The sequence below is a fragment of the Acinetobacter sp. 231_lipA genome (assembly GCF_058243005.1).
This window is the reverse complement of sequence record NZ_JBZAYU010000002.1, coordinates 29,453-47,097: the sequence shown is the minus strand read 5'-3', so window position 1 is coordinate 47,097 and position 17,645 is coordinate 29,453. Positions and strand designations below refer to the sequence as shown.

Genomic DNA, 17,645 nt, shown 5'->3' with positions numbered 1-17,645 from the left:
ATAATTCTGGAAATACTATGGTAAGTAATAAAGAGATATTGGCTAAACGTCTTCAGCAAAATACTCAAAAGCATCAACATGCCCAAAAAGAGCATATTAATGATGTCAAAGAGCTAAGACGTAATGTACAAATTACAGATATTCAGGCTAGCCCTAACCAGCCTCGAAAACTCTTTAATCAACAAGATATTGAAGATTTAGCAGCATCAATTGAGGAAATTGGGCTATTACAACCAATTGCAGTTCGTAGAATAAATGATAAATATGAGTTGATTGCTGGTGAAAGACGAATGAAAGCCCACCAATTTCTCAATAAGAACACCATTGAAGTAATCATTATTGATGCATCGGATGAAGAAGTTGCTTTATTAACATTAGCTGAAAATTTAAAGCGAGAAGATCTGACAGATTATGAAATATATGTTGGATTATCTTCTTTGGATGAAAAATTAAAAAAAAATAAGCAGAAGTTAGCAAAGTCATTAGGTATGAATCGTGAAGATATGTATAAATATTTATCTTTTGAAAAATTACCTGGAGAGTTGATTAAAGATTTGGAAAAACAGCCGTCATTATTAGCACGGACTGCTGCTACAGCAGTGAAAAAGTTTCTATCAGATCATGATGAAAACCATGAAAATGCTAAAGAAGCATTATTCGAAGCATGGTCAAAATTGCTTAAAAAAGAAGTTGAACAGACAAAACTCGCATCACTAGCTGAAAAAATCTTTAAGTCAAAAGAAACGAAAGAAGTAATTCAAACTTCAATTGTACATAAAATTGAATATGATGGGAAAGTTGCTGGTAATATCAAATTTGACCATAATACATTAAAGGTATCTTTAAAAATCGGACAATTTGATGATCAAAATTTACAAGAATTAGAAGCTTTCCTAAGACGAATGTTAGAAAAATAAAGTAAAAAAATAGTGTAGCAAGTTGCTACACTATTTTTTGCAATTAGGAAAATCTATATAAGTAGTCATAATAACATTTCCATAAATTTGTCATGTAAATTGAATATTTAAAGCGTATTTTTCGACCATCTTAAGATGAGTCGATGCAATGCTTTGGCATAAGAAAAATTTAATAAAAAAATTAATAAGTTTGGCATGCTGTAGTTTGGGCACAGTTATTTTGATGGGCTGTCAAAGTCCTGCTTTAGTTCAATCAACTTCTACTTCAGTACAACCATCAAAACAGCCTCAACGTGTGGTTTTTTTCTTGGGAGATGGAATGGGTATCACGACATTAACAGCTGTACGAATCTATGCTGTTGGTGAAGACGGGCAACTGCCGATAGATCAACGTCCAGAGTCAGCATTTGTTCGTACTTTCTCAGAAAATGCACAGGTTACAGATAGCGCACCATCGATGGGTGCTTATATGATGACAGGTGTAAAAATGAAAAATGAAGTGATATCCATGCAGACTGGAACAATTGCAGTAAAACCAGATCAGGCTGGAAACCATCAATGTGGAACCAATCATCAGGACCAGTATAAGCAAGACACCCAAACTTTACTAGAATTGCACAAGGTTGGGGTATAGGTGCAGTCACGATAACTCGCATTACGCATGCTACACTAGCATCGACTTATGACCATATTTGTCATCGTGATGCTGAAAATGACATATCATCCCAATTAGTACCAAGTTCACAAGGTGATACCAATCAGCGTTATAACGTCAAATCAAATATGGGGCTGATGTGATTCTAGGCGGGGGTAAGCATCAATTTCTGCCGAAAGATCAAGGGGGAGAACGGATAGACCAAAGGAATTTGATCGCAGAAATGCAACAAGCAGGCTATCGAGTGGTCTTTGATCAAACTAAACTCTCCCAGATAAAGTTAGGAAAGAATGAAAAATTATCGGGTTTGTTTAATACTAGCCATTTAAATTATGACTTAGATAGAACCAAAAAAAACTTGCCTGAACTTAGCTTAAAGCAAATGGCGTTGGCCGCTTTGGATATTCTAACCCAAAATAAAAATGGTTTTTTCCTGATGGTTGAAGGTGGGCGTATAGACCATGCTTTACATGACACTAATGCTAAGCGTGCATTACAGGATACGATTGCCCTAAATGAGGCTTTGGATGCAACCATAAAAAACTTCATGAAAGTGATCCTGAGTTAAAAAATACTTTGATTGTGATAACTGCAGATCATGATCACACCCTAATTTTAAATGGCTATGCCAAGCGTGCCGGAAAATATGTACAAGGTCAGGAAACCAGCGTACTAGGTTTGGTTAAAAACGGCTTTGTTGCACAAAGATTTAAAAAATAAAATCTCTCATACCTAATCATATTTAAGTGACAACTTGGGTGTGAGGGCGACCTAATTCTGTGAATTTATTTAAGACAGCTACGCGTGCATGAATCTCATTCACTTGACTATCAGCATTCATTGAGCAGAGTTTATCGCCTAATAATTTAATGCAATGCATCTTGGTTTCAAGCAGAATTTGCCGATGATAGCCTGACCATTTTTTCCAGATTGTCCTGCCCAAACATTTAACCGTTCGAAGGAGTTCATTTCGCTCTCGTGAATGAGCTTTTATATCTTTCCAGGGCTTTGCATTTTTTCTAGGTGGAATCACTGCATACGCTTGCCGATCTGCAATGACCTGACGGCATCGTTTTTTGTCATAAGCACCATCTCTGTATAGACAGAATCGATTTGTTCATCTAAAGGGATTTGAGCAAGTAAGTCTTCCAGTACCTGTGAATCACTGACATTATTTGCGGTGAGTTGTACAGCACGTATTTGAAGGGTTTTAGCATCGATACTATTATGAAGCTTACGCCATTTGCGGCGATATTCAGGTCCATGTTTCTTACGCTTCCAATCACCTTCACCTAAAAACTTTAGGCCAGTAGAGTCTACGAGTAGACGGAGACCTCCACTACTTTTTTGATAGCCAATTGCAACATCGATATGCCTTTGTCTTCTGCACAGTGTGAAGTACGAATATCACTGATATTCGGGGCTGCTCAGCCACAATGCTTAATCAGACTTTGGACAAAGCCTGTGACCATACGCAAAGACAATTTAAATAAAGATTTGATCATTAAGCAGCATTGAATAGCCGTATAGGAGTAAGTTTGATTTCGTCCATGTTTTGCTTATGGATGAGCATACCATTGAGTCAAAGGATCAAACCAAATGGAAATATTGCCTCGATTAATTAAGGCGCGCTTATATGTGGACCAATTAGTTGTACGAAAGATTTTGGGTGTAGGTTTATTCATCTAGGAATTATACTGCGGAATAAGACCTTATCGGTAGGTTTGTGCAACAAAGCCGTTTTCAGCTTAAACCTGCACAACGTTTTACTGAATCAGATATTTCAGAAAAATAGGAAATTAGCCGTACCCCCATTCGCCAGGCCTTGTATCGCTTAGAATAAGAAGACTACGTTAATGTACATTTCCGTAGGGGGTGGGAAGTCAAACCCTTGGATTTTAAGTTTTATAATGAGCTGTTTGATTTGCGCATGATTTTAGAAAAAGAAGCAGTTAAAGGCCTTTGTGAAATGGATCATGAAACATCGGAAGAGCTACAAGCGTTAAAGAGAATTTGGTTAGTTCCTGTGGAAGAGTATAAACAGGAAACCAAGCAATTGATTTTTGTATTGCCTGAGTATCGTAGACAGGGAATCGCGACAGAGCTTTGCCAGTTGTTATTTGCATATGCACAGCAACAAAATATTCAGCATTTATATTTGCATACGGATCCATTTTTACCTGCGGCAGAAAAGTTTTGGCGGTTGCAAAGTTTTAGTACAGTCAGTCGTGATCAGCTAGGTATGTACGACACGATATATATGTTGAAAAGATTATGCTTATAAAACAATATGATTGTAGCATGTTGGGCTAAATCCTAAAAATTTGATAGAAAAATTAAAAGTTGGCATTAATTTTGCTTTTTGGTGAGAAGTATGAAACTCAGAGATATTTTTTGGTATGCAAAATCAACCTATGCAAGATACTTTTATTGAAAAGCCATCTTCTGCTGCAAATGAAACACTTGAAGACTTTACTTTACGTTATGCTCCATATAGTTTCCGTCGTTGGAGTCCTAAAGTCGTCGCAATTACGGCATTAGGAGGTATTGCATATCTGGCAGACTTTTCGATTGGTGCTAGCATTGGTATGACATATGGGACAACGAATGCCATTTTTTCTATTTTATTTGCTGCACTTATTATCTTTTTAACAGGTCTTCCATTAGCTTATTATGCAGCTCGCTATAATATCGATTTAGATCTGATTACGCGTGGTGCTGGTTTTGGATATTTTGGATCGGTACTGACGAGTATTATTTTTGCAAGTTTTACTTTTATTTTCTTCGCTCTCGAAGGTTCTATCATGGCTCAAGGCTTATTGCTTGGGCTCGGAATTCCTTTATGGATGGGCTATCTCATTTCTACTATTATGGTTATTCCATTGGTCATTTATGGGATGAAAGCCTTAAGTACTTTACAAGTTTGGACCACACCTATCTGGTTGATCTTAATGATTGGCCCTGTTGCTTATTTGATTTATCAAGAACCTGAGCTTGTAAGTCAATTCGCTGCTTATGCTGGAAATGGTGGTTTTGCAGCAATAGATGTGGCTGCAATTATGTTGGGTGCTGGAATTTGTCTATCTTTAATTATGCAAATTGGTGAACAAATTGATTACCTACGTTTTATGCCTGCAAAAACTAAAGAAAATAGCAAATCGTGGTGGATAGCTGTTATTTCAGCGGGTCCAGGTTGGGTAATTCTAGGCGCAATCAAACAAATTATTGGTGCTTTCCTTGGTTTTTATTTGCTGACTAAAATTCCTGGGGTGGATAGCACGGAACCTGTACAACAGTTTAACGCAGCTTTCCATGATATGCTTCCAGGTTGGTTTGCACTTACTTTAGCGGTAATTTTGGTTGTTATTTCACAAATCAAGATTAATGTAACAAATGCATATTCGGGTTCATTGGCATGGACCAGTGCTTATACACGTATCAGCAAGCATTATCCAGGTCGTATTGTATTTGTATTGGTTAACCTTGCAATTGCTCTTGCGTTGATGGAAGGTAATATGTTCGCAGTGCTTGGTAAGATTTTAGGTTTTTATTCTAATTTTGCCATTGCATGGGTTGTGGTTGTAGCGACTGATATCACAGTGAATAAATACTTACTGAAACTCTCTCCAAAAGAACCAGAATATCGCCGTGATATGCTTTATAATATAAACCCAGTAGGTATGGTGTCATTTCTTGTCGCTGCAGGAGTCTCCATTGCAACCTTTTTTGGCATGTTGGGTGAATTTCTAATGCCATATTCACCTTTAATTGCTCTGATTTTCGGCTTTGTTTTGACCCCAATCATGGGTTTAATTACGAAAGGAAAATATTATATTAAAGCTACAGATGATGGGGTAAAAGAACCACGTTATGATGCTACTGGGCTACCTATAGCAACAGTTTATCATTGTGTGTCATGTGATGAAGATTATGAAAGACCTGATATTATGTATTCACATAAGCACAAAGGCGTTATTTGTTCTCTATGTAAGACTTTGGAAAAATAAATGATTTTTCAGATATCTGCTTTTTAATAAGCTGAATTTCGATCAAATCAATAACCCTGATGATTTTGCATCAGGGTTTTTTAATATTTATTGGGGAAAACTCTAGAAAAAGTGCGGGAAAATCTATTCTAATCCAAAGAGTGGATACAACATCCATCTCGAATAACCCGACAGCTGCTATTTTTTTCTTAAATGTCCTGACATCATTTAAATGAGAAATCATATTTTCTTGAAGTTTTCATTTGGAGTTTCTGAGCAATAGACTTCTTGCGTTAGTCAAATTTTAAGTAGCCGAAAGCTATATTTTATGAGGTTTTAGCCAATTCAAAAAATAGATAAAACTATACTTTCGCAAGAGGTCTAATATATACGCTTAAATGTGGTGTATGTAGAAAAATTGGCGCAATAATTGCTTTGAACGTTGGGGTGGTGCATTTTGTGAAAGCGATTTATATTTTGAATCAATTTGAATCAAAAGCAGTCCTAAAACAAAGTCAAGCATGGAGAAAAAATGGAAATTTATACTCAACGATTAGAAGTAGTTACAGAATATTGTGACTTTGATGTCATTGAGCTGACTTTCGATACGCGCCAAAAGAGCCGTTTTCGTGCAACTTTAAAAAATGGGGTAGATATTGGTGCAGATTTGCCACGTACAGGCATTTTACGCAGTGGGTCATATATTTCGACGGAGAGTGGAAATATTCTTAAAGTTGAAGCGAAACCAGAAAAACTGATGAAAGTTTCGGCTCAGCAAGAATTTGATTTATTAAAAGCGGCATATCATCTCGGTAATCGTCACGTTCCCTTAATGTTGACGCCAACAGCATTATATTTCGAACCAGATCATGTACTGGCTGAAATGGTGCTGGGTTTGGGATTAAACGTTGCAGAGGTAGATCATCCTTTTGAACCTGAAAGCGGTGCCTATGCACAACATCAACATGACCATCGCTTAAGCCCAATCAAGACTTTACATCATGTCCATCACTAATCCATCTCAACTGCTCAGCTTGTTGACTTTGTCATCAACAGCATTGCCGATAGGGGCATATTGCTATTCGCAAGGCGTGGAAAGTGCCATTGATCGAGGGCTGATTCATGATGAAGCCTCCAGCATTGCTTATTTTGAAGAAGTGCTGGAAATGCTCTTGGTTCGTTTTGAGTTGCCTGTGTTGAAGCGTTTAATGCAATACAGTGATGACGAAGAAAATTTTACTTACTGGGCAAACTTTTATCGCGCCAGTCGTGAGAGTAAGGAGTTACTGGCGGAATCGAAACAGTTGGCATTTTCTTTAAATGCATGGATTAGAGACGTATTAAAGCAACCCGTCAAAGTGAAAAAACAGTTGGGCTTTGTTCCTGCGTATGGCAGCCTGTGTGGCACCTTGGGGCTAAATCAAACAGAAGTACTCACGGCTTATACCTTTACCGTTTTAGAAAATCAGGTCTTGGCGGCAGTCAAAACCGTACCGCTTGGGCAAATGAGTGGTCAGCGTATTTTGTGGTATTTACATGCGCTTATTCCCGCAGCAATTGCGCGTGCACTGGCGTTGCAAGACACTGAAATCAGTAGTGCCTTACCGCAATATGCCATGCTGAGTATGCACCACGAGACCCAATATTCAAGACTATTCAGATCATAATCTTAAGAGGAAAAAACATGTCACAACGTAGCCCATTACGTGTAGGAATTGGTGGACCAGTCGGGTCAGGTAAAACGGCACTTACCTTGAATTTATGTCAGGCCTTACGTGAAAAATATAATATGGCGGTCGTCACCAATGACATTTATACCAAAGAAGATTCAAACTTTTTAACCCGCAATGAAGCCATGTCTCCAGAGCGTATTGTCGGGGTAGAAACGGGTGGTTGCCCGCATACCGCCATTCGTGAAGATGCGTCTATTAACCTCGCGGCAATTGATGATTTATGTGAAAAGTTTGATGGACTTGAGCTGATTATTATTGAAAGTGGTGGGGATAATTTGGCGGCGACGTTTAGTCCTGAACTTTCAGATCTAACCTTGTATGTGATTGATGTGGCAGGGGGAGAAAAGATTCCACGTAAAGGTGGTCCGGGCATTACCAAATCTGATTTGTTGATTATCAATAAAACAGACTTGGCACCTATGGTCGGAGCAAATTTAAGTGTAATGGACCAAGATGCTAAACGCATGCGTGGGGATAAGCCGTTCTTGTTTAGCAATATGAAAACCAAAGAAGGTCTGGAAATTATTATTTCGTTCATTGAAAAACAAGGTCTATTCAAAGCGTAATTCGGGGAAACACAATGACTTATTTAAAAAGAACTTTAGCCACTTTCGCCGCAGCTTTTCCAATGTGGGCAATGGCACATCCTGGTCATGAACAACAGAATAGTTTTTTAACGGGCTTTATTCATCCCTTTACTGGAATTGATCACCTCACGATGGCGATCGCTTTTGGTGTGCTGCTGTGGTCAGCGGCTAATCGTTGGAAAGTAGGTGGATTGTTGGGTTTAGTTATTGCCATGATTGCAGGTTTTAGCCTTGGACAATTGCATATGGTTTCTGCGAATATTGCTGAATACGGCATTGTTTTCTCCTTATCTGTTCTTGCCATTGCCCTATGGACCAAAGCCAATCGACTGTTTGCAGTTGCGACCATGGTTTTAGCAAGTTTTCATGGCATGGCGCATGGTGCCGAATTGAGTCATTCAGGTCATGTGATCGGTTTAGTCTTCGGCATGGTTGTTGCAATGTCTTGCATCTACGCAGGTGGATTGGGTTTAGGCGCTTTGGTACAAAAATATGTGCCACATGGTAAGAAAATTGTCGGTGGAATTGCTGCAGTTGTTGCATTGATTGGTTTGGCTTAATGATATTCAGGTCATTTTGATGAACAAGTTTCAGCACACCAGATTATTGGTATTCATCACGCAGAGGAAGCATGCAGGATTTAACCGTCAGTCGAACGCATGATGCCCAATTATGGTTTGCCAAGTTGGAACTCGGCTTTCAGGCTCAAAAAGAGCCTGAATGCACGGTGTTACATCACCGCAAACATTATGGTCCAGTGCGGGTACAAAAAATGCTTTGGCCTGAAAAAACAGGGGTTTGCCATGCCATTATTGTGCATCCCCCTGCGGGCATTGCGGGTGGGGATCACCTGACTTTTGATATATCTGTCGACCCGCAGGCACATGCCTTAGTGACCACCCCTGGCGCAGGTAAATGGTACAAAACCAATGGTAAAAAGGCCTATCAGCATATCAATATAAGTTTAAATGCTAATGCTATTTTTGAATGGTTGCCGCAAGAAACCATGTTGTTTAATGGTGCGAATGCGCATTCAGAAACCATCATCCATTTGGATCAGGCAGCCAGTTTTATTGGTTGGGACATGTTGGTGATTGGTCGCCAAGCACGTGAAGAGCAATTTAGTGATGGTGCCTATATCAACCTGTTCAAACTGTTTCGTAATCAGACTTTGTTGGTGGCCGATACCTTAAGTTTTAAGGGAAATGACCGTTGGTTAAGTTCATGCCTAGGCATGCATGGTCAATCTGTAATGGGGAGTTTCTGGGCCGTGCCCCCCATGCAATATCGTGCCAGTCTAGATTTAGAACAGCATCTGGATTTAATCCGTGAACTAATGATGCGTATGGATGTACCTGTCACCTTAACGGTTTTGGATGATGTGATTTGTGCACGATTTTTGGGGAATGATGTTCGGCAATGTCATGATGCCTTTGCTGCCATCAGAGCTAGATTAAGACGCTATTGGTATGGTCTGGATGAAGAATTTCCACGTATTTGGAGAACTTAAAGTCATTTTAGTCTGTAATTTCAAGACCAAATGACATAACGATTTTTGGTCATGTATAGCTCATGAGCGAAGCATCTCCACGTTTAAATAGGTAAAAGATATGGAATTAAATCCAACAGAAAAAGACAAACTTTTAATTTTTACCGCGGGCTTGGTTGCAGAGCGCCGTAAAGCACGTGGTTTAAAGCTGAATTATCCTGAAGCGATTGCGTATATTTCTGCTGCCTTGCTTGAAGGTGCACGCGATGGCATGAGCGTAAGCGAGTTGATGCACTACGGCACGACTTTACTGAGCCGCAATGATGTGATGGATGGCATTGCAGAAATGATTGTTGAAGTCCAAGTTGAAGCAACCTTTCCAGATGGCTCAAAACTGGTGACTGTACATCAACCGATTATGTAAAGAACAATAAGGAATAAAGATGATTCCAGGTGAAGTAATTACGCCAGATCGCGATATTGAGTTAAATGTTGGACGTGAAACCCTAAAAATAACGGTTGCGAATACTGGGGATCGACCGATTCAAATTGGTTCACATTTTCACTTTTATGAAGCCAATGATGCTTTGCAATTTGAGCGCGAGCGTGCCAAAGGCTACCGTTTGAATATTGCAGCAGCCACCGCAGTACGTTTTGAGCCAGGTCAGAGCCGAGATGTCGAGTTAGTGGCACTAGCTGGAAAGCGTGAAGTGTATGGCTTTTCGGGTCGAGTGATGGGGAAACTTGACTAAGTCGGGCCATCAAAATCTTTTAAGAATTTAGAGTAATCTATGATGAAAATGTCACGTCGTGCATATGCGGAAATGTTCGGACCAACAGTAGGAGATCGTGTTCGCTTGGCGGACACGGAACTGTTTATTGAAGTCGAACAAGACCTGACCACTTATGGTGAAGAAGTTAAATTCGGTGGTGGTAAAGTCATTCGAGATGGCATGGGACAGTCCCAATTGTTGGCAGATGATGTTGCTGATACCGTTATTACCAATGCACTTATTGTCGATTGGTGGGGCATTGTGAAAGCCGATGTCGGTTTAAAGAATGGTCGTATCTGGAAAATTGGCAAGGCGGGAAATCCTGACATACAACCCAATATTACGATTCCGTTGGGAGCTGCCACGGAAGTGATTGCAGGGGAAGGTCAAATTCTCACTGCAGGTGGCATCGATACTCATATTCACTGGATTTGCCCGCAGCAAGTGGAAACTGCACTCATGTCAGGTACAACCACCATGATTGGTGGTGGAACAGGTCCAGCAGCGGGAACATCTGCGACAACGGTTACACCGGGACCATGGCATATTGCGACCATGTTGCAAGCCATCGATGATTTACCCATGAATATTGGGCTATTGGGCAAAGGAAATTTGAGTTTACCGGATCCTGTCCGCGAGCAGATTGAAGCGGGTGTGGTGGGTTTGAAATTGCACGAAGACTGGGGTTCCACACCCGCTGCCATCGATAACTGTTTAACGGTTGCCGATGAATACGATGTTCAGGTTGCCATTCATACCGATACTTTAAATGAAAGTGGCTTCTTGGAAGAAACGCTGGCGGCATTTAAACAGCGTACCATTCACACCTATCATACCGAAGGTGCAGGTGGTGGGCATGCCCCTGATATTTTAAAAGCCATTGGTCAAGCCAATGTATTGCCATCTTCAACCAATCCCACCCGTCCTTATACCGTCAATACCATTGATGAGCATTTGGACATGCTTATGGTGTGTCATCATTTAGATCCTGCAATTTCAGAAGATGTTGCGTTTGCTGAAAGCCGAATTCGCCGTGAAACCATTGCCGCGGAAGATATTTTGCAAGATTTGGGCGCAATTTCCATGATGTCATCCGATTCACAGGCAATGGGACGTGTGGGAGAAGTGATTATTCGTACATGGCAAACGGCACATAAAATGAAAGTGCAGCGCGGACCACTAGAAGGTGATACGCCACATACCGATAATCAACGGGTTAAACGTTATATTTCGAAATATACAATTAATCCAGCGATTACCCATGGTTTAAGTCATGAAGTCGGCTCGGTCGAAGAAGGTAAGCTGGCAGACTTGGTACTGTGGAAACCTGCATTTTTTGGTGTTAAACCTGCCATGATTATTAAAGGCGGTATGATTGCAGCAGCGCCAATGGGTGACATCAATGCGTCCATTCCAACACCACAGCCTGTGCATTACCGTCCCATGTTTGGCGCAAATGCGCGCGGTGCACATAACACCTGTATTACCTTCTTGTCTCAGGCAGGAATTAACAATGGCGTAGCGGAAAAATTAGGTCTGAAGAAAATCATTTCTGCATGTAAAAACACGCGTAATATTTCCAAAGCTGACATGAAGCACAACACCTATACACCAGTGATGGAAGTTGATCCAGAAATTTACGAAGTACGGGTAGATGGCGTGCATTTAACTTGTGAGCCAGCAGAGGTATTACCAATGGCTCAGCGTTATTTTTTATTTTAAAGATTATCTTTTTAAGACCTAAAATATTCAGTCTGCGGATCATGTTTGGTGTGATGCAGACTTTAATGATTGATATTGTAAGAGTATTGTAGCTCTGATGATATTGCATGTGTAAAGAGGAAACATGTAAGGAGATGCTTAGATAACATTATGGAATAAAGTCATTGAGAATTAAGTTCAAGTCTACTTTAAAATAATTTATCGGCTGAAATTATTAATTATGTAAAATCATCTTATTTGGTACGTAATTTGCTTAACTAAAAAATTAGCTCTTAAAGAGATTTCTTTAATGAAGACTTCATTTCAAGCAAAGCGTATTGGTTTTTTACTTCTTGATGGATTTTCAATGATAGCATTTTCAAATGCTGTTGAGGTCTTTAGAATGGCAAATTATGTTGAAAAAAGTCATTTATATCAATGGAATGTGACAGGTTTAGATGGGCATCATACTTGTGCTAGCAATGGTTTGCAGGTGCAGCATACTTGCAAAATACAGCATCTTTTTGAAATGGATATTGTGTTTATTTGCGGTGGTTTTCAGCTTTTTAAGTTGAATAACCCATTACATAAAATTTTTTTGAAGCGTTTAGATCAGGCGAATATAGCTTTAGGTGGGATTTGTACTGGTGCATATGTGTTGGCAAGTGCAGATCTATTGAATGGTTATCAAGCGAGTTTACATTGGGAAAACTCTTTAGCTGCACAAGAAGAATTTCCGCAAGTTAATTTTAATCCACATATTTTTAGTTTGGATCGGAACCGATTTACCTGCTCGGGGGGGCTTGCATCCATAGATATGTGTTCGCAACTCGTGGAGCAACATTACAATGCCAATTTAGCCAAGAGAATTTGTGAACAATTTATTGTACATCACTTGCGTGAAAATACGGATATTCAACACCAACCCATCTCGAAGCAGGGTAAAGATATTCATCCTCTTGTCAAAGAGGCAATTCGTTTAATGGAAAATAATATTAATGAACCATTAAATATTTTAGAAATTTGTCATTTGATTCATAGTCAAACACGAACGTTAGAACGCTCATTTCAAATGCATTTCGACTGTTCTCCCAAAGAATATTATTTAAATATACGCTTAACACATGCACAAAATTTATTGAAACAATCTTCTATGAGCGTCTCTAATGTAGCATTAGCCTGCGGTTTTGCTAATGCGTCTAGTTTTAATAAAGCCTATAAAAACCAATTTAATTATTCTCCGAAAAATGAACGTGGCATTTTGGAATTAGCTTTTTAATTTGTCGAATTTTGACAATTTTTTAGCGATTTTGGAAAAAAACAACGTTTCAAAAATACCTATGCTTGATTCATACAGACACACAACATGAAAGGTATTAGTGATGAATATTCAAGCAAATATGGTGAAAGATACGTTACCTGCACTTTTAACGATTGAAAATGGTAAAAAAGTGCAGTCAACTTTCTCAAAACAAGAATATGAAAACCGTCATAGAAAATTACGTCAAATGATGGCGGATCAACAAGTTGATTCAGTTTTATTCAGCTCTATGCATAACATCAACTATTACGTTGATTTCCTGTATTGCTCATTTGGTCGCTTTTTTGGTGTAGTAGTTACAGATCAAAAAGTGGTGAGTATTTCTGCAAATATTGATGGTGGTCAACCTTGGCGTCGTACAGTAGGTGACTACAATGTGGTCTATACCGATTGGCAGCGTGATAACTATTTCCGTGCTGTTGCACAAGAAATTCCCAACAAAGGTCGTGTAGGGGTTGAGTTTGACCATCTGCCGATTGAGCGATTAAACAAGCTGAAAGCATTCTTGCCAAATGTTGAGTTTGTCGATATTAGTGCCACTTGTATGAAGCTGCGTATGGTGAAATCTCTCGAAGAAATTGCGCACATTAAACAAGGCGCAGCCGTATGTGATATTGGCGGTTTTGCATTAACTGCGGCTATCAAAGAAGGTGTGCACGAGCACGAAGTCGCGTTGGCATCGACACAAGCGATGGTGCGTGAAATTGCTAAACGTTTTCCGCATTCAGAATTAATGGATACTTGGACTTGGTTCCAATCAGGCATTAATACTGATGGTGCACACAATCCTGTGACTACTCGTCAAGTGCAAAAAGGCGATATTTTAAGTCTGAACTGCTTCTCAATGATCGCGGGTTATTACACTGCACTTGAACGGACTCAGTTCTTTGACCACTGTGATGATGCTTCATTAAAAATTTGGCAAGCGAATGTCAAAGTGCATGAGGCAGGTTTGAAACTGATTCAACCTGGTGCACGGTGCTGCGATATTGCTAACGAATTAAATGAAATTTACCTTGAAGAAGGTTTGCTTCAATACCGTACTTTTGGTTATGGACATTCATTCGGCGTACTTTCCCACTACTATGGTCGTGAAGCTGGTTTAGAGCTTCGTGAAGATATTGATACCGTGATTGAACCTGGAATGGTGATTTCAATGGAACCTATGCTTATGTTGCCACAAGGTATGGCAGGTGCGGGCGGTTATCGTGAACACGACATTTTGGTGGTGACTGAATCAGGCACTGAAAATATCACTAAATTCCCTTATGGCCCTGAGCACAACATTATCAAGGCATAAGTCACAAGGCATCCCAAATCGGGATGCCTTTTTTGGTGGAGAAAATAATATGAATGAAAAAGCTAAATCTGATCAAAACACTTTAAAACGCGTTGCTACTGCAAGTTTTATTGGTAACTTTGTTGAATGGTTTGATTATGCTGCTTATGGTTTTTTAGCCACTGTGATTGCTTTGGTTTTCTTTCCAAGTAGTGATCCTGTAGTTGCATTAATGTCAACCTACGCCATCTTTGCTTTGTCCTTTATTGTTCGGCCTTTTGGTGGAATTTTCTGGGGATATGTTGGTGATAAATATGGGCGAAAACATGCACTGTCTTGGTCAATTATGATTATGACATTGGCAACTATGTGTATTGCGCTCTTACCAAATTATGCTTCTATTGGAATATTTGCACCACTTTTATTGCTTTTCTTTCGGATGATTCAAGGCTTTTCCGCTTCAGGTGAGTATGCTGGTGCATCTAACTTTTTAGCTGAATACGCCCCTAAAAATAAAAAGGGCTTATATACTAGCTTAGTGCCAGCCAGTACAGCCGCAGGTTTATTGTTGGGTTCATTGATGTCAGCTGCCATGTTTGCATGGATGTCAGAATCATTCTTATATGAATACGGCTGGAGAATACCATTCTTATTGGCTGCGCCACTGGGTTTAATTGGTCGTTTCATTCGTCTAAAACTTGAAGATACCCCCGAATTTCTGGCACATCAAAAAACGAGCCATAAAGAAACTTTCCCGATTAAAGCATTATTTACAGAATACCGTCAGCCATTATTTAAAGCGTTTGCAATCGCATCTTTAAATGCGACTGCGTTCTACTTAATTTTTAGCTATATGCCAAATTATTTGTCGACTGAATTAGGGGTAAATAAAACCGAATCTTTTATTTCAGGCGCTATTTCTTTAGCATTTTACATCGGCATTGTATTTATGATGGGTAAATATTCTGACCGTATGGGCCGCAATAAAATGTTAGCTATGGCATGTATAGGCTTTATAATTTTAACTTTCCCACTGTTCTACTTCTTATCTGATACATCATTTATTGGCATGATTATCATTCAATTGGTTTTCTGTAGCCTACTTGCGATGAATGATGGCAGTTTGCCTGCATACCTCACTGAGCTTTTCCCTGTGCATGTGCGTTATACCGGTTTTGCATTTAGTTTTAATACAGCGAATGCACTGCTGGGCGGTACGATTCCACTACTTGCAACATGGTTGATTCATAGTACAGGCAGTACTTTAGCACCAGCCTTTATTTTAATTGTGATTGCCTTATTTAGCATGAGCGTATTGGTTCAGAGCAATAAAGCGAAACTTGTCACGGTCTAATCCTCTTGGATGAGACCTTTGTAAATTTGTTATAGGGAACAAAAATATGAATACACAATCACAATGGCTTGGTGCTTTATTGGTCATTATGGGGGCAGTTGGTTGGGGGACTTTAGGCATTGCCAGTACCCAATTGGCAAATGCAGGCTTGAGTAATAGTTCAGTAACAGGATTGCGGATTGTCGGTACATTTATTTGTTTATTGGCCTTTTTACCTTTTCTTTATAAGGTTTTACGAACACTGCAATTTCAAGATATTCCTAAATTGGTCATTCAATCATTACTCGGTATGCTTGGAATGACTTTCTGTTATTTTAATGCGGTACAACATGTAGGACCAGCTATAGCAGTAGCATTGCTTTATACTGCTCCTATTTGGAGTGTGGTACTTTCTTTTATTTTTTTGAAAGAGCGAATAACGTTAAAGTCAATGATGCTCACTCTTGTGGCTGTGAGTGGTGTTGCATGTATGATGCTTGGTGATAATCAGCTCAATATGACGGGGGTTCTATTTGGTTTAGCCTCAGGCATTTGTTATGCTGCTTATGGGGTGATTGGTAAAGATATTATTGACCACTATAGCCCGACTTTTTTATTGTTCAGTTCAATGATGGTTAGTGCGCTTGCGATTTTTCCCTTTATTCACTTCCAAGAAATTGAAAGTCTGGTCTCGAATATAGACTTCAATATTGTGATTGCCTGTATCTTATTAATTGTGTTTGGGACGTTATTACCTTTTGCTTTATATACCTATGGATTGAAGTATTTAAAGGCATCACAAGCTTCTATTTATACTATTTTTGAACCATTAACAGCAGTCATTCTTGCCAGCCTGTTCGCCAATGTACAGCTTTCCAATGCGCAGATATTTGGAGTAATTTTGATTATTAGCGTGTCATTGCTCAATGTGATTTTAGGTAAAGCCGATCTCAATCCCGAAAAAGTTTATTCCACTCATTAATTTTTTACATATATCAATTTCAAATTTATTTTGGTGCAGGGTAACACATGGCTAAAAATCTTTCATGTACTCAGTGTAGCCATTATTGGATTATTGCATATAAAGCTGTTTTTGTGGAAGTTGAATATTCAGCTTCAGGGGGAGGTTCGTGGCAACTAATAACACTAAATATAAAAAAAATGGAAGAATAATTCACTAAGTTATTGTTTTTAATTTGATGCTTGTTTTATATGGGGATGATAATAACTTCTGATTACTAGTTTTTACCTTAAAGATACCGATTGAAAGATTCATTTAAAGGCTATGAATACATGAGTTTTACAGTTTGGCTAGGTCAGCATGAGTACTTTTCGCAAGATTTAAGATCGACCATGAACGTGATTAAGTTATAGGGGATTGATGAAATAGTTTTTATGAATTTCTGGCTTTCTGGGCTGATTTTATCAAATTCATGTCTATGCAAAATTGCGACATATTTCTCGTGTTGGTAGGTATCCAGAGTTTGGTCTGCATCTATCCATTGATGTGGTTCTAGGATTTTAGACCACGCCTATAAGTGATAATCTACTCCCCAATAAGCATGGGAAATGCTTGTTTTTGGAGTCAACCATGACACGAAGAAAACGTCGTAATCATTCAGCAGAGTTTAAAGTTAAAGTTGCTCTCGCAGCAATTAAAGGCGACCACACACTCGCTGAACTTTCTACTCAATTCGATTTACATCAAAACCAAATCATCGATTGGAAAAATCAACTGCTTGAGCAATCAGTCAATATTTTTTCACGACCAACAGCACAAAAAGAACCAGAGATTGTAAGCGTCCGCTGAACACACCTTATGAATTCGTCCTATAAGCCTTAATTTAGTCCTGACTTAAAAACAAGTGGGA

At 39.2% G+C, this 17,645-nt stretch carries 20 protein-coding genes and 2 pseudogenes; 21 read left to right on the top strand and 1 reads right to left on the bottom strand.

The features are described 5' to 3' along the window. Positions 1-17: 17 nt before the first annotated feature. From AC4CUX_RS18570 to AC4CUX_RS18550, 5 genes are all read left to right on the top strand, one after another. On the top strand, positions 18-917 hold the full coding sequence (locus tag AC4CUX_RS18570; RefSeq protein ID WP_490792646.1) for a ParB/RepB/Spo0J family partition protein: 900 nt from the start codon (positions 18-20) through the stop codon (positions 915-917). Positions 918-1,122: 205 nt separating this feature from the next. Then, entirely contained in the window at positions 1,123-1,551 is a 429-nt protein-coding gene (locus tag AC4CUX_RS18565) for an alkaline phosphatase (RefSeq protein WP_490792645.1), read from the top strand. Continuing rightward, positions 1,530-1,715 carry an alkaline phosphatase gene (locus AC4CUX_RS18560; RefSeq protein WP_490792686.1) on the top strand — a complete coding sequence of 62 codons (186 nt, stop codon included), beginning with the start codon at positions 1,530-1,532 and terminating at the stop codon, positions 1,713-1,715. Before AC4CUX_RS18565 ends, AC4CUX_RS18560 begins: the two co-directional genes overlap by 22 nt. After that, the gene (locus AC4CUX_RS18555) at positions 1,712-2,140 is read left to right on the top strand and encodes an alkaline phosphatase (RefSeq protein ID WP_490792644.1); all 429 of its coding nucleotides are present in this window, start codon (positions 1,712-1,714) and stop codon (positions 2,138-2,140) included. Before AC4CUX_RS18560 ends, AC4CUX_RS18555 begins: the two co-directional genes overlap by 4 nt. Before the next feature lie 8 nt (positions 2,141-2,148). Next, positions 2,149-2,292 carry a hypothetical protein gene (locus AC4CUX_RS18550; protein WP_490792643.1) on the top strand — a complete coding sequence of 48 codons (144 nt, stop codon included), beginning with the start codon at positions 2,149-2,151 and terminating at the stop codon, positions 2,290-2,292. A gap of 22 nt (positions 2,293-2,314) precedes the next feature. Here the strand turns inward: AC4CUX_RS18550 and AC4CUX_RS18545 are convergent. Continuing rightward, positions 2,315-3,257: pseudogene (locus tag AC4CUX_RS18545) on the bottom strand (IS5 family transposase). Between the two features lie 206 nt (positions 3,258-3,463). Here AC4CUX_RS18545 and AC4CUX_RS18540 point away from each other — a divergent pair. The 16 genes and pseudogenes from AC4CUX_RS18540 to AC4CUX_RS18465 form a co-directional block, all read left to right on the top strand. Further along, positions 3,464-3,856, top strand: coding sequence for a GNAT family N-acetyltransferase (locus tag AC4CUX_RS18540; protein WP_005100604.1), 393 nt, complete (start codon positions 3,464-3,466; stop codon positions 3,854-3,856). A 115-nt stretch (positions 3,857-3,971) separates the two neighbouring features. Beyond that, on the top strand, positions 3,972-5,579 hold the full coding sequence (locus AC4CUX_RS18535; RefSeq protein ID WP_490792642.1) for a purine-cytosine permease family protein: 1,608 nt from the start codon (positions 3,972-3,974) through the stop codon (positions 5,577-5,579). Between the two features lie 511 nt (positions 5,580-6,090). Continuing rightward, complete coding sequence (gene ureE, locus AC4CUX_RS18530; protein WP_114837267.1) at positions 6,091-6,573, top strand: urease accessory protein UreE; 483 nt, start codon at positions 6,091-6,093, stop codon at positions 6,571-6,573. After that, positions 6,560-7,225, top strand: a complete 666-nt coding sequence (locus tag AC4CUX_RS18525) for an urease accessory protein UreF (RefSeq protein WP_053579069.1) — start codon at positions 6,560-6,562, stop codon at positions 7,223-7,225. Before ureE ends, AC4CUX_RS18525 begins: the two co-directional genes overlap by 14 nt. A 17-nt stretch (positions 7,226-7,242) precedes the next feature. Then, positions 7,243-7,857 carry an urease accessory protein UreG gene (gene ureG, locus AC4CUX_RS18520; RefSeq protein WP_005100598.1) on the top strand — a complete coding sequence of 205 codons (615 nt, stop codon included), beginning with the start codon at positions 7,243-7,245 and terminating at the stop codon, positions 7,855-7,857. A 14-nt stretch (positions 7,858-7,871) separates the two neighbouring features. Continuing rightward, positions 7,872-8,438 carry a HupE/UreJ family protein gene (locus tag AC4CUX_RS18515; RefSeq protein WP_004637157.1) on the top strand — a complete coding sequence of 189 codons (567 nt, stop codon included), beginning with the start codon at positions 7,872-7,874 and terminating at the stop codon, positions 8,436-8,438. A 71-nt stretch (positions 8,439-8,509) separates the two neighbouring features. Next, complete coding sequence (locus tag AC4CUX_RS18510; RefSeq protein ID WP_053579070.1) at positions 8,510-9,388, top strand: urease accessory protein UreD; 879 nt, start codon at positions 8,510-8,512, stop codon at positions 9,386-9,388. 100 nt (positions 9,389-9,488) lie between these two features. Then, the gene (ureA, locus tag AC4CUX_RS18505) at positions 9,489-9,791 is read left to right on the top strand and encodes an urease subunit gamma (protein ID WP_000422459.1); all 303 of its coding nucleotides are present in this window, start codon (positions 9,489-9,491) and stop codon (positions 9,789-9,791) included. A 19-nt stretch (positions 9,792-9,810) separates the two neighbouring features. Beyond that, the gene (locus AC4CUX_RS18500) at positions 9,811-10,119 is read left to right on the top strand and encodes an urease subunit beta (protein ID WP_114837268.1); all 309 of its coding nucleotides are present in this window, start codon (positions 9,811-9,813) and stop codon (positions 10,117-10,119) included. Between the two features lie 42 nt (positions 10,120-10,161). After that, positions 10,162-11,862 carry an urease subunit alpha gene (gene ureC / locus AC4CUX_RS18495; RefSeq protein WP_490792685.1) on the top strand — a complete coding sequence of 567 codons (1,701 nt, stop codon included), beginning with the start codon at positions 10,162-10,164 and terminating at the stop codon, positions 11,860-11,862. Positions 11,863-12,151: 289 nt separating this feature from the next. Continuing rightward, positions 12,152-13,120: a GlxA family transcriptional regulator gene (locus tag AC4CUX_RS18490; protein WP_005199781.1), complete on the top strand. Its 969-nt coding sequence runs from the start codon at positions 12,152-12,154 to the stop codon at positions 13,118-13,120. A 103-nt stretch (positions 13,121-13,223) separates the two neighbouring features. Next, positions 13,224-14,462, top strand: coding sequence for a M24 family metallopeptidase (locus AC4CUX_RS18485; RefSeq protein ID WP_005199774.1), 1,239 nt, complete (start codon positions 13,224-13,226; stop codon positions 14,460-14,462). Between the two features lie 49 nt (positions 14,463-14,511). Further along, positions 14,512-15,795, top strand: a complete 1,284-nt coding sequence (locus AC4CUX_RS18480; RefSeq protein ID WP_001002975.1) for an MFS transporter — start codon at positions 14,512-14,514, stop codon at positions 15,793-15,795. Positions 15,796-15,841: 46 nt separating this feature from the next. Beyond that, entirely contained in the window at positions 15,842-16,756 is a 915-nt protein-coding gene (locus AC4CUX_RS18475; protein ID WP_001097154.1) for a DMT family transporter, read from the top strand. A gap of 47 nt (positions 16,757-16,803) precedes the next feature. Next, entirely contained in the window at positions 16,804-16,947 is a 144-nt protein-coding gene (locus tag AC4CUX_RS18470; protein WP_490792641.1) for a hypothetical protein, read from the top strand. 418 nt (positions 16,948-17,365) lie between these two features. Further along, positions 17,366-17,569, top strand: a pseudogene (locus AC4CUX_RS18465) (transposase); the annotation flags it as partial. Positions 17,570-17,645 lie beyond the last annotated feature (76 nt).

What these genes read in the sequence shown, in the direction of transcription:
- AC4CUX_RS18570 (WP_490792646.1), top strand. Translation starts at nt 18, where the DNA reads ATGGTAAGTAATAAAGAGATATTGGCTAAACGTCTTCAGCAAAATACT.
- AC4CUX_RS18535 (WP_490792642.1), top strand. Translation starts at nt 3,972, where the DNA reads ATGCAAAATCAACCTATGCAAGATACTTTTATTGAAAAGCCATCTTCT.
- ureE (WP_114837267.1), top strand. Translation starts at nt 6,091, where the DNA reads ATGGAAATTTATACTCAACGATTAGAAGTAGTTACAGAATATTGTGAC.
- AC4CUX_RS18525 (WP_053579069.1), top strand. Translation starts at nt 6,560, where the DNA reads ATGTCCATCACTAATCCATCTCAACTGCTCAGCTTGTTGACTTTGTCA.
- ureG (WP_005100598.1), top strand. Translation starts at nt 7,243, where the DNA reads ATGTCACAACGTAGCCCATTACGTGTAGGAATTGGTGGACCAGTCGGG.
- AC4CUX_RS18515 (WP_004637157.1), top strand. Translation starts at nt 7,872, where the DNA reads ATGACTTATTTAAAAAGAACTTTAGCCACTTTCGCCGCAGCTTTTCCA.
- AC4CUX_RS18510 (WP_053579070.1), top strand. Translation starts at nt 8,510, where the DNA reads ATGCAGGATTTAACCGTCAGTCGAACGCATGATGCCCAATTATGGTTT.
- ureA (WP_000422459.1), top strand. Translation starts at nt 9,489, where the DNA reads ATGGAATTAAATCCAACAGAAAAAGACAAACTTTTAATTTTTACCGCG.
- AC4CUX_RS18500 (WP_114837268.1), top strand. Translation starts at nt 9,811, where the DNA reads ATGATTCCAGGTGAAGTAATTACGCCAGATCGCGATATTGAGTTAAAT.
- ureC (WP_490792685.1), top strand. Translation starts at nt 10,162, where the DNA reads ATGAAAATGTCACGTCGTGCATATGCGGAAATGTTCGGACCAACAGTA.
- AC4CUX_RS18490 (WP_005199781.1), top strand. Translation starts at nt 12,152, where the DNA reads ATGAAGACTTCATTTCAAGCAAAGCGTATTGGTTTTTTACTTCTTGAT.
- AC4CUX_RS18485 (WP_005199774.1), top strand. Translation starts at nt 13,224, where the DNA reads ATGAATATTCAAGCAAATATGGTGAAAGATACGTTACCTGCACTTTTA.
- AC4CUX_RS18480 (WP_001002975.1), top strand. Translation starts at nt 14,512, where the DNA reads ATGAATGAAAAAGCTAAATCTGATCAAAACACTTTAAAACGCGTTGCT.
- AC4CUX_RS18475 (WP_001097154.1), top strand. Translation starts at nt 15,842, where the DNA reads ATGAATACACAATCACAATGGCTTGGTGCTTTATTGGTCATTATGGGG.
- AC4CUX_RS18470 (WP_490792641.1), top strand. Translation starts at nt 16,804, where the DNA reads ATGGCTAAAAATCTTTCATGTACTCAGTGTAGCCATTATTGGATTATT.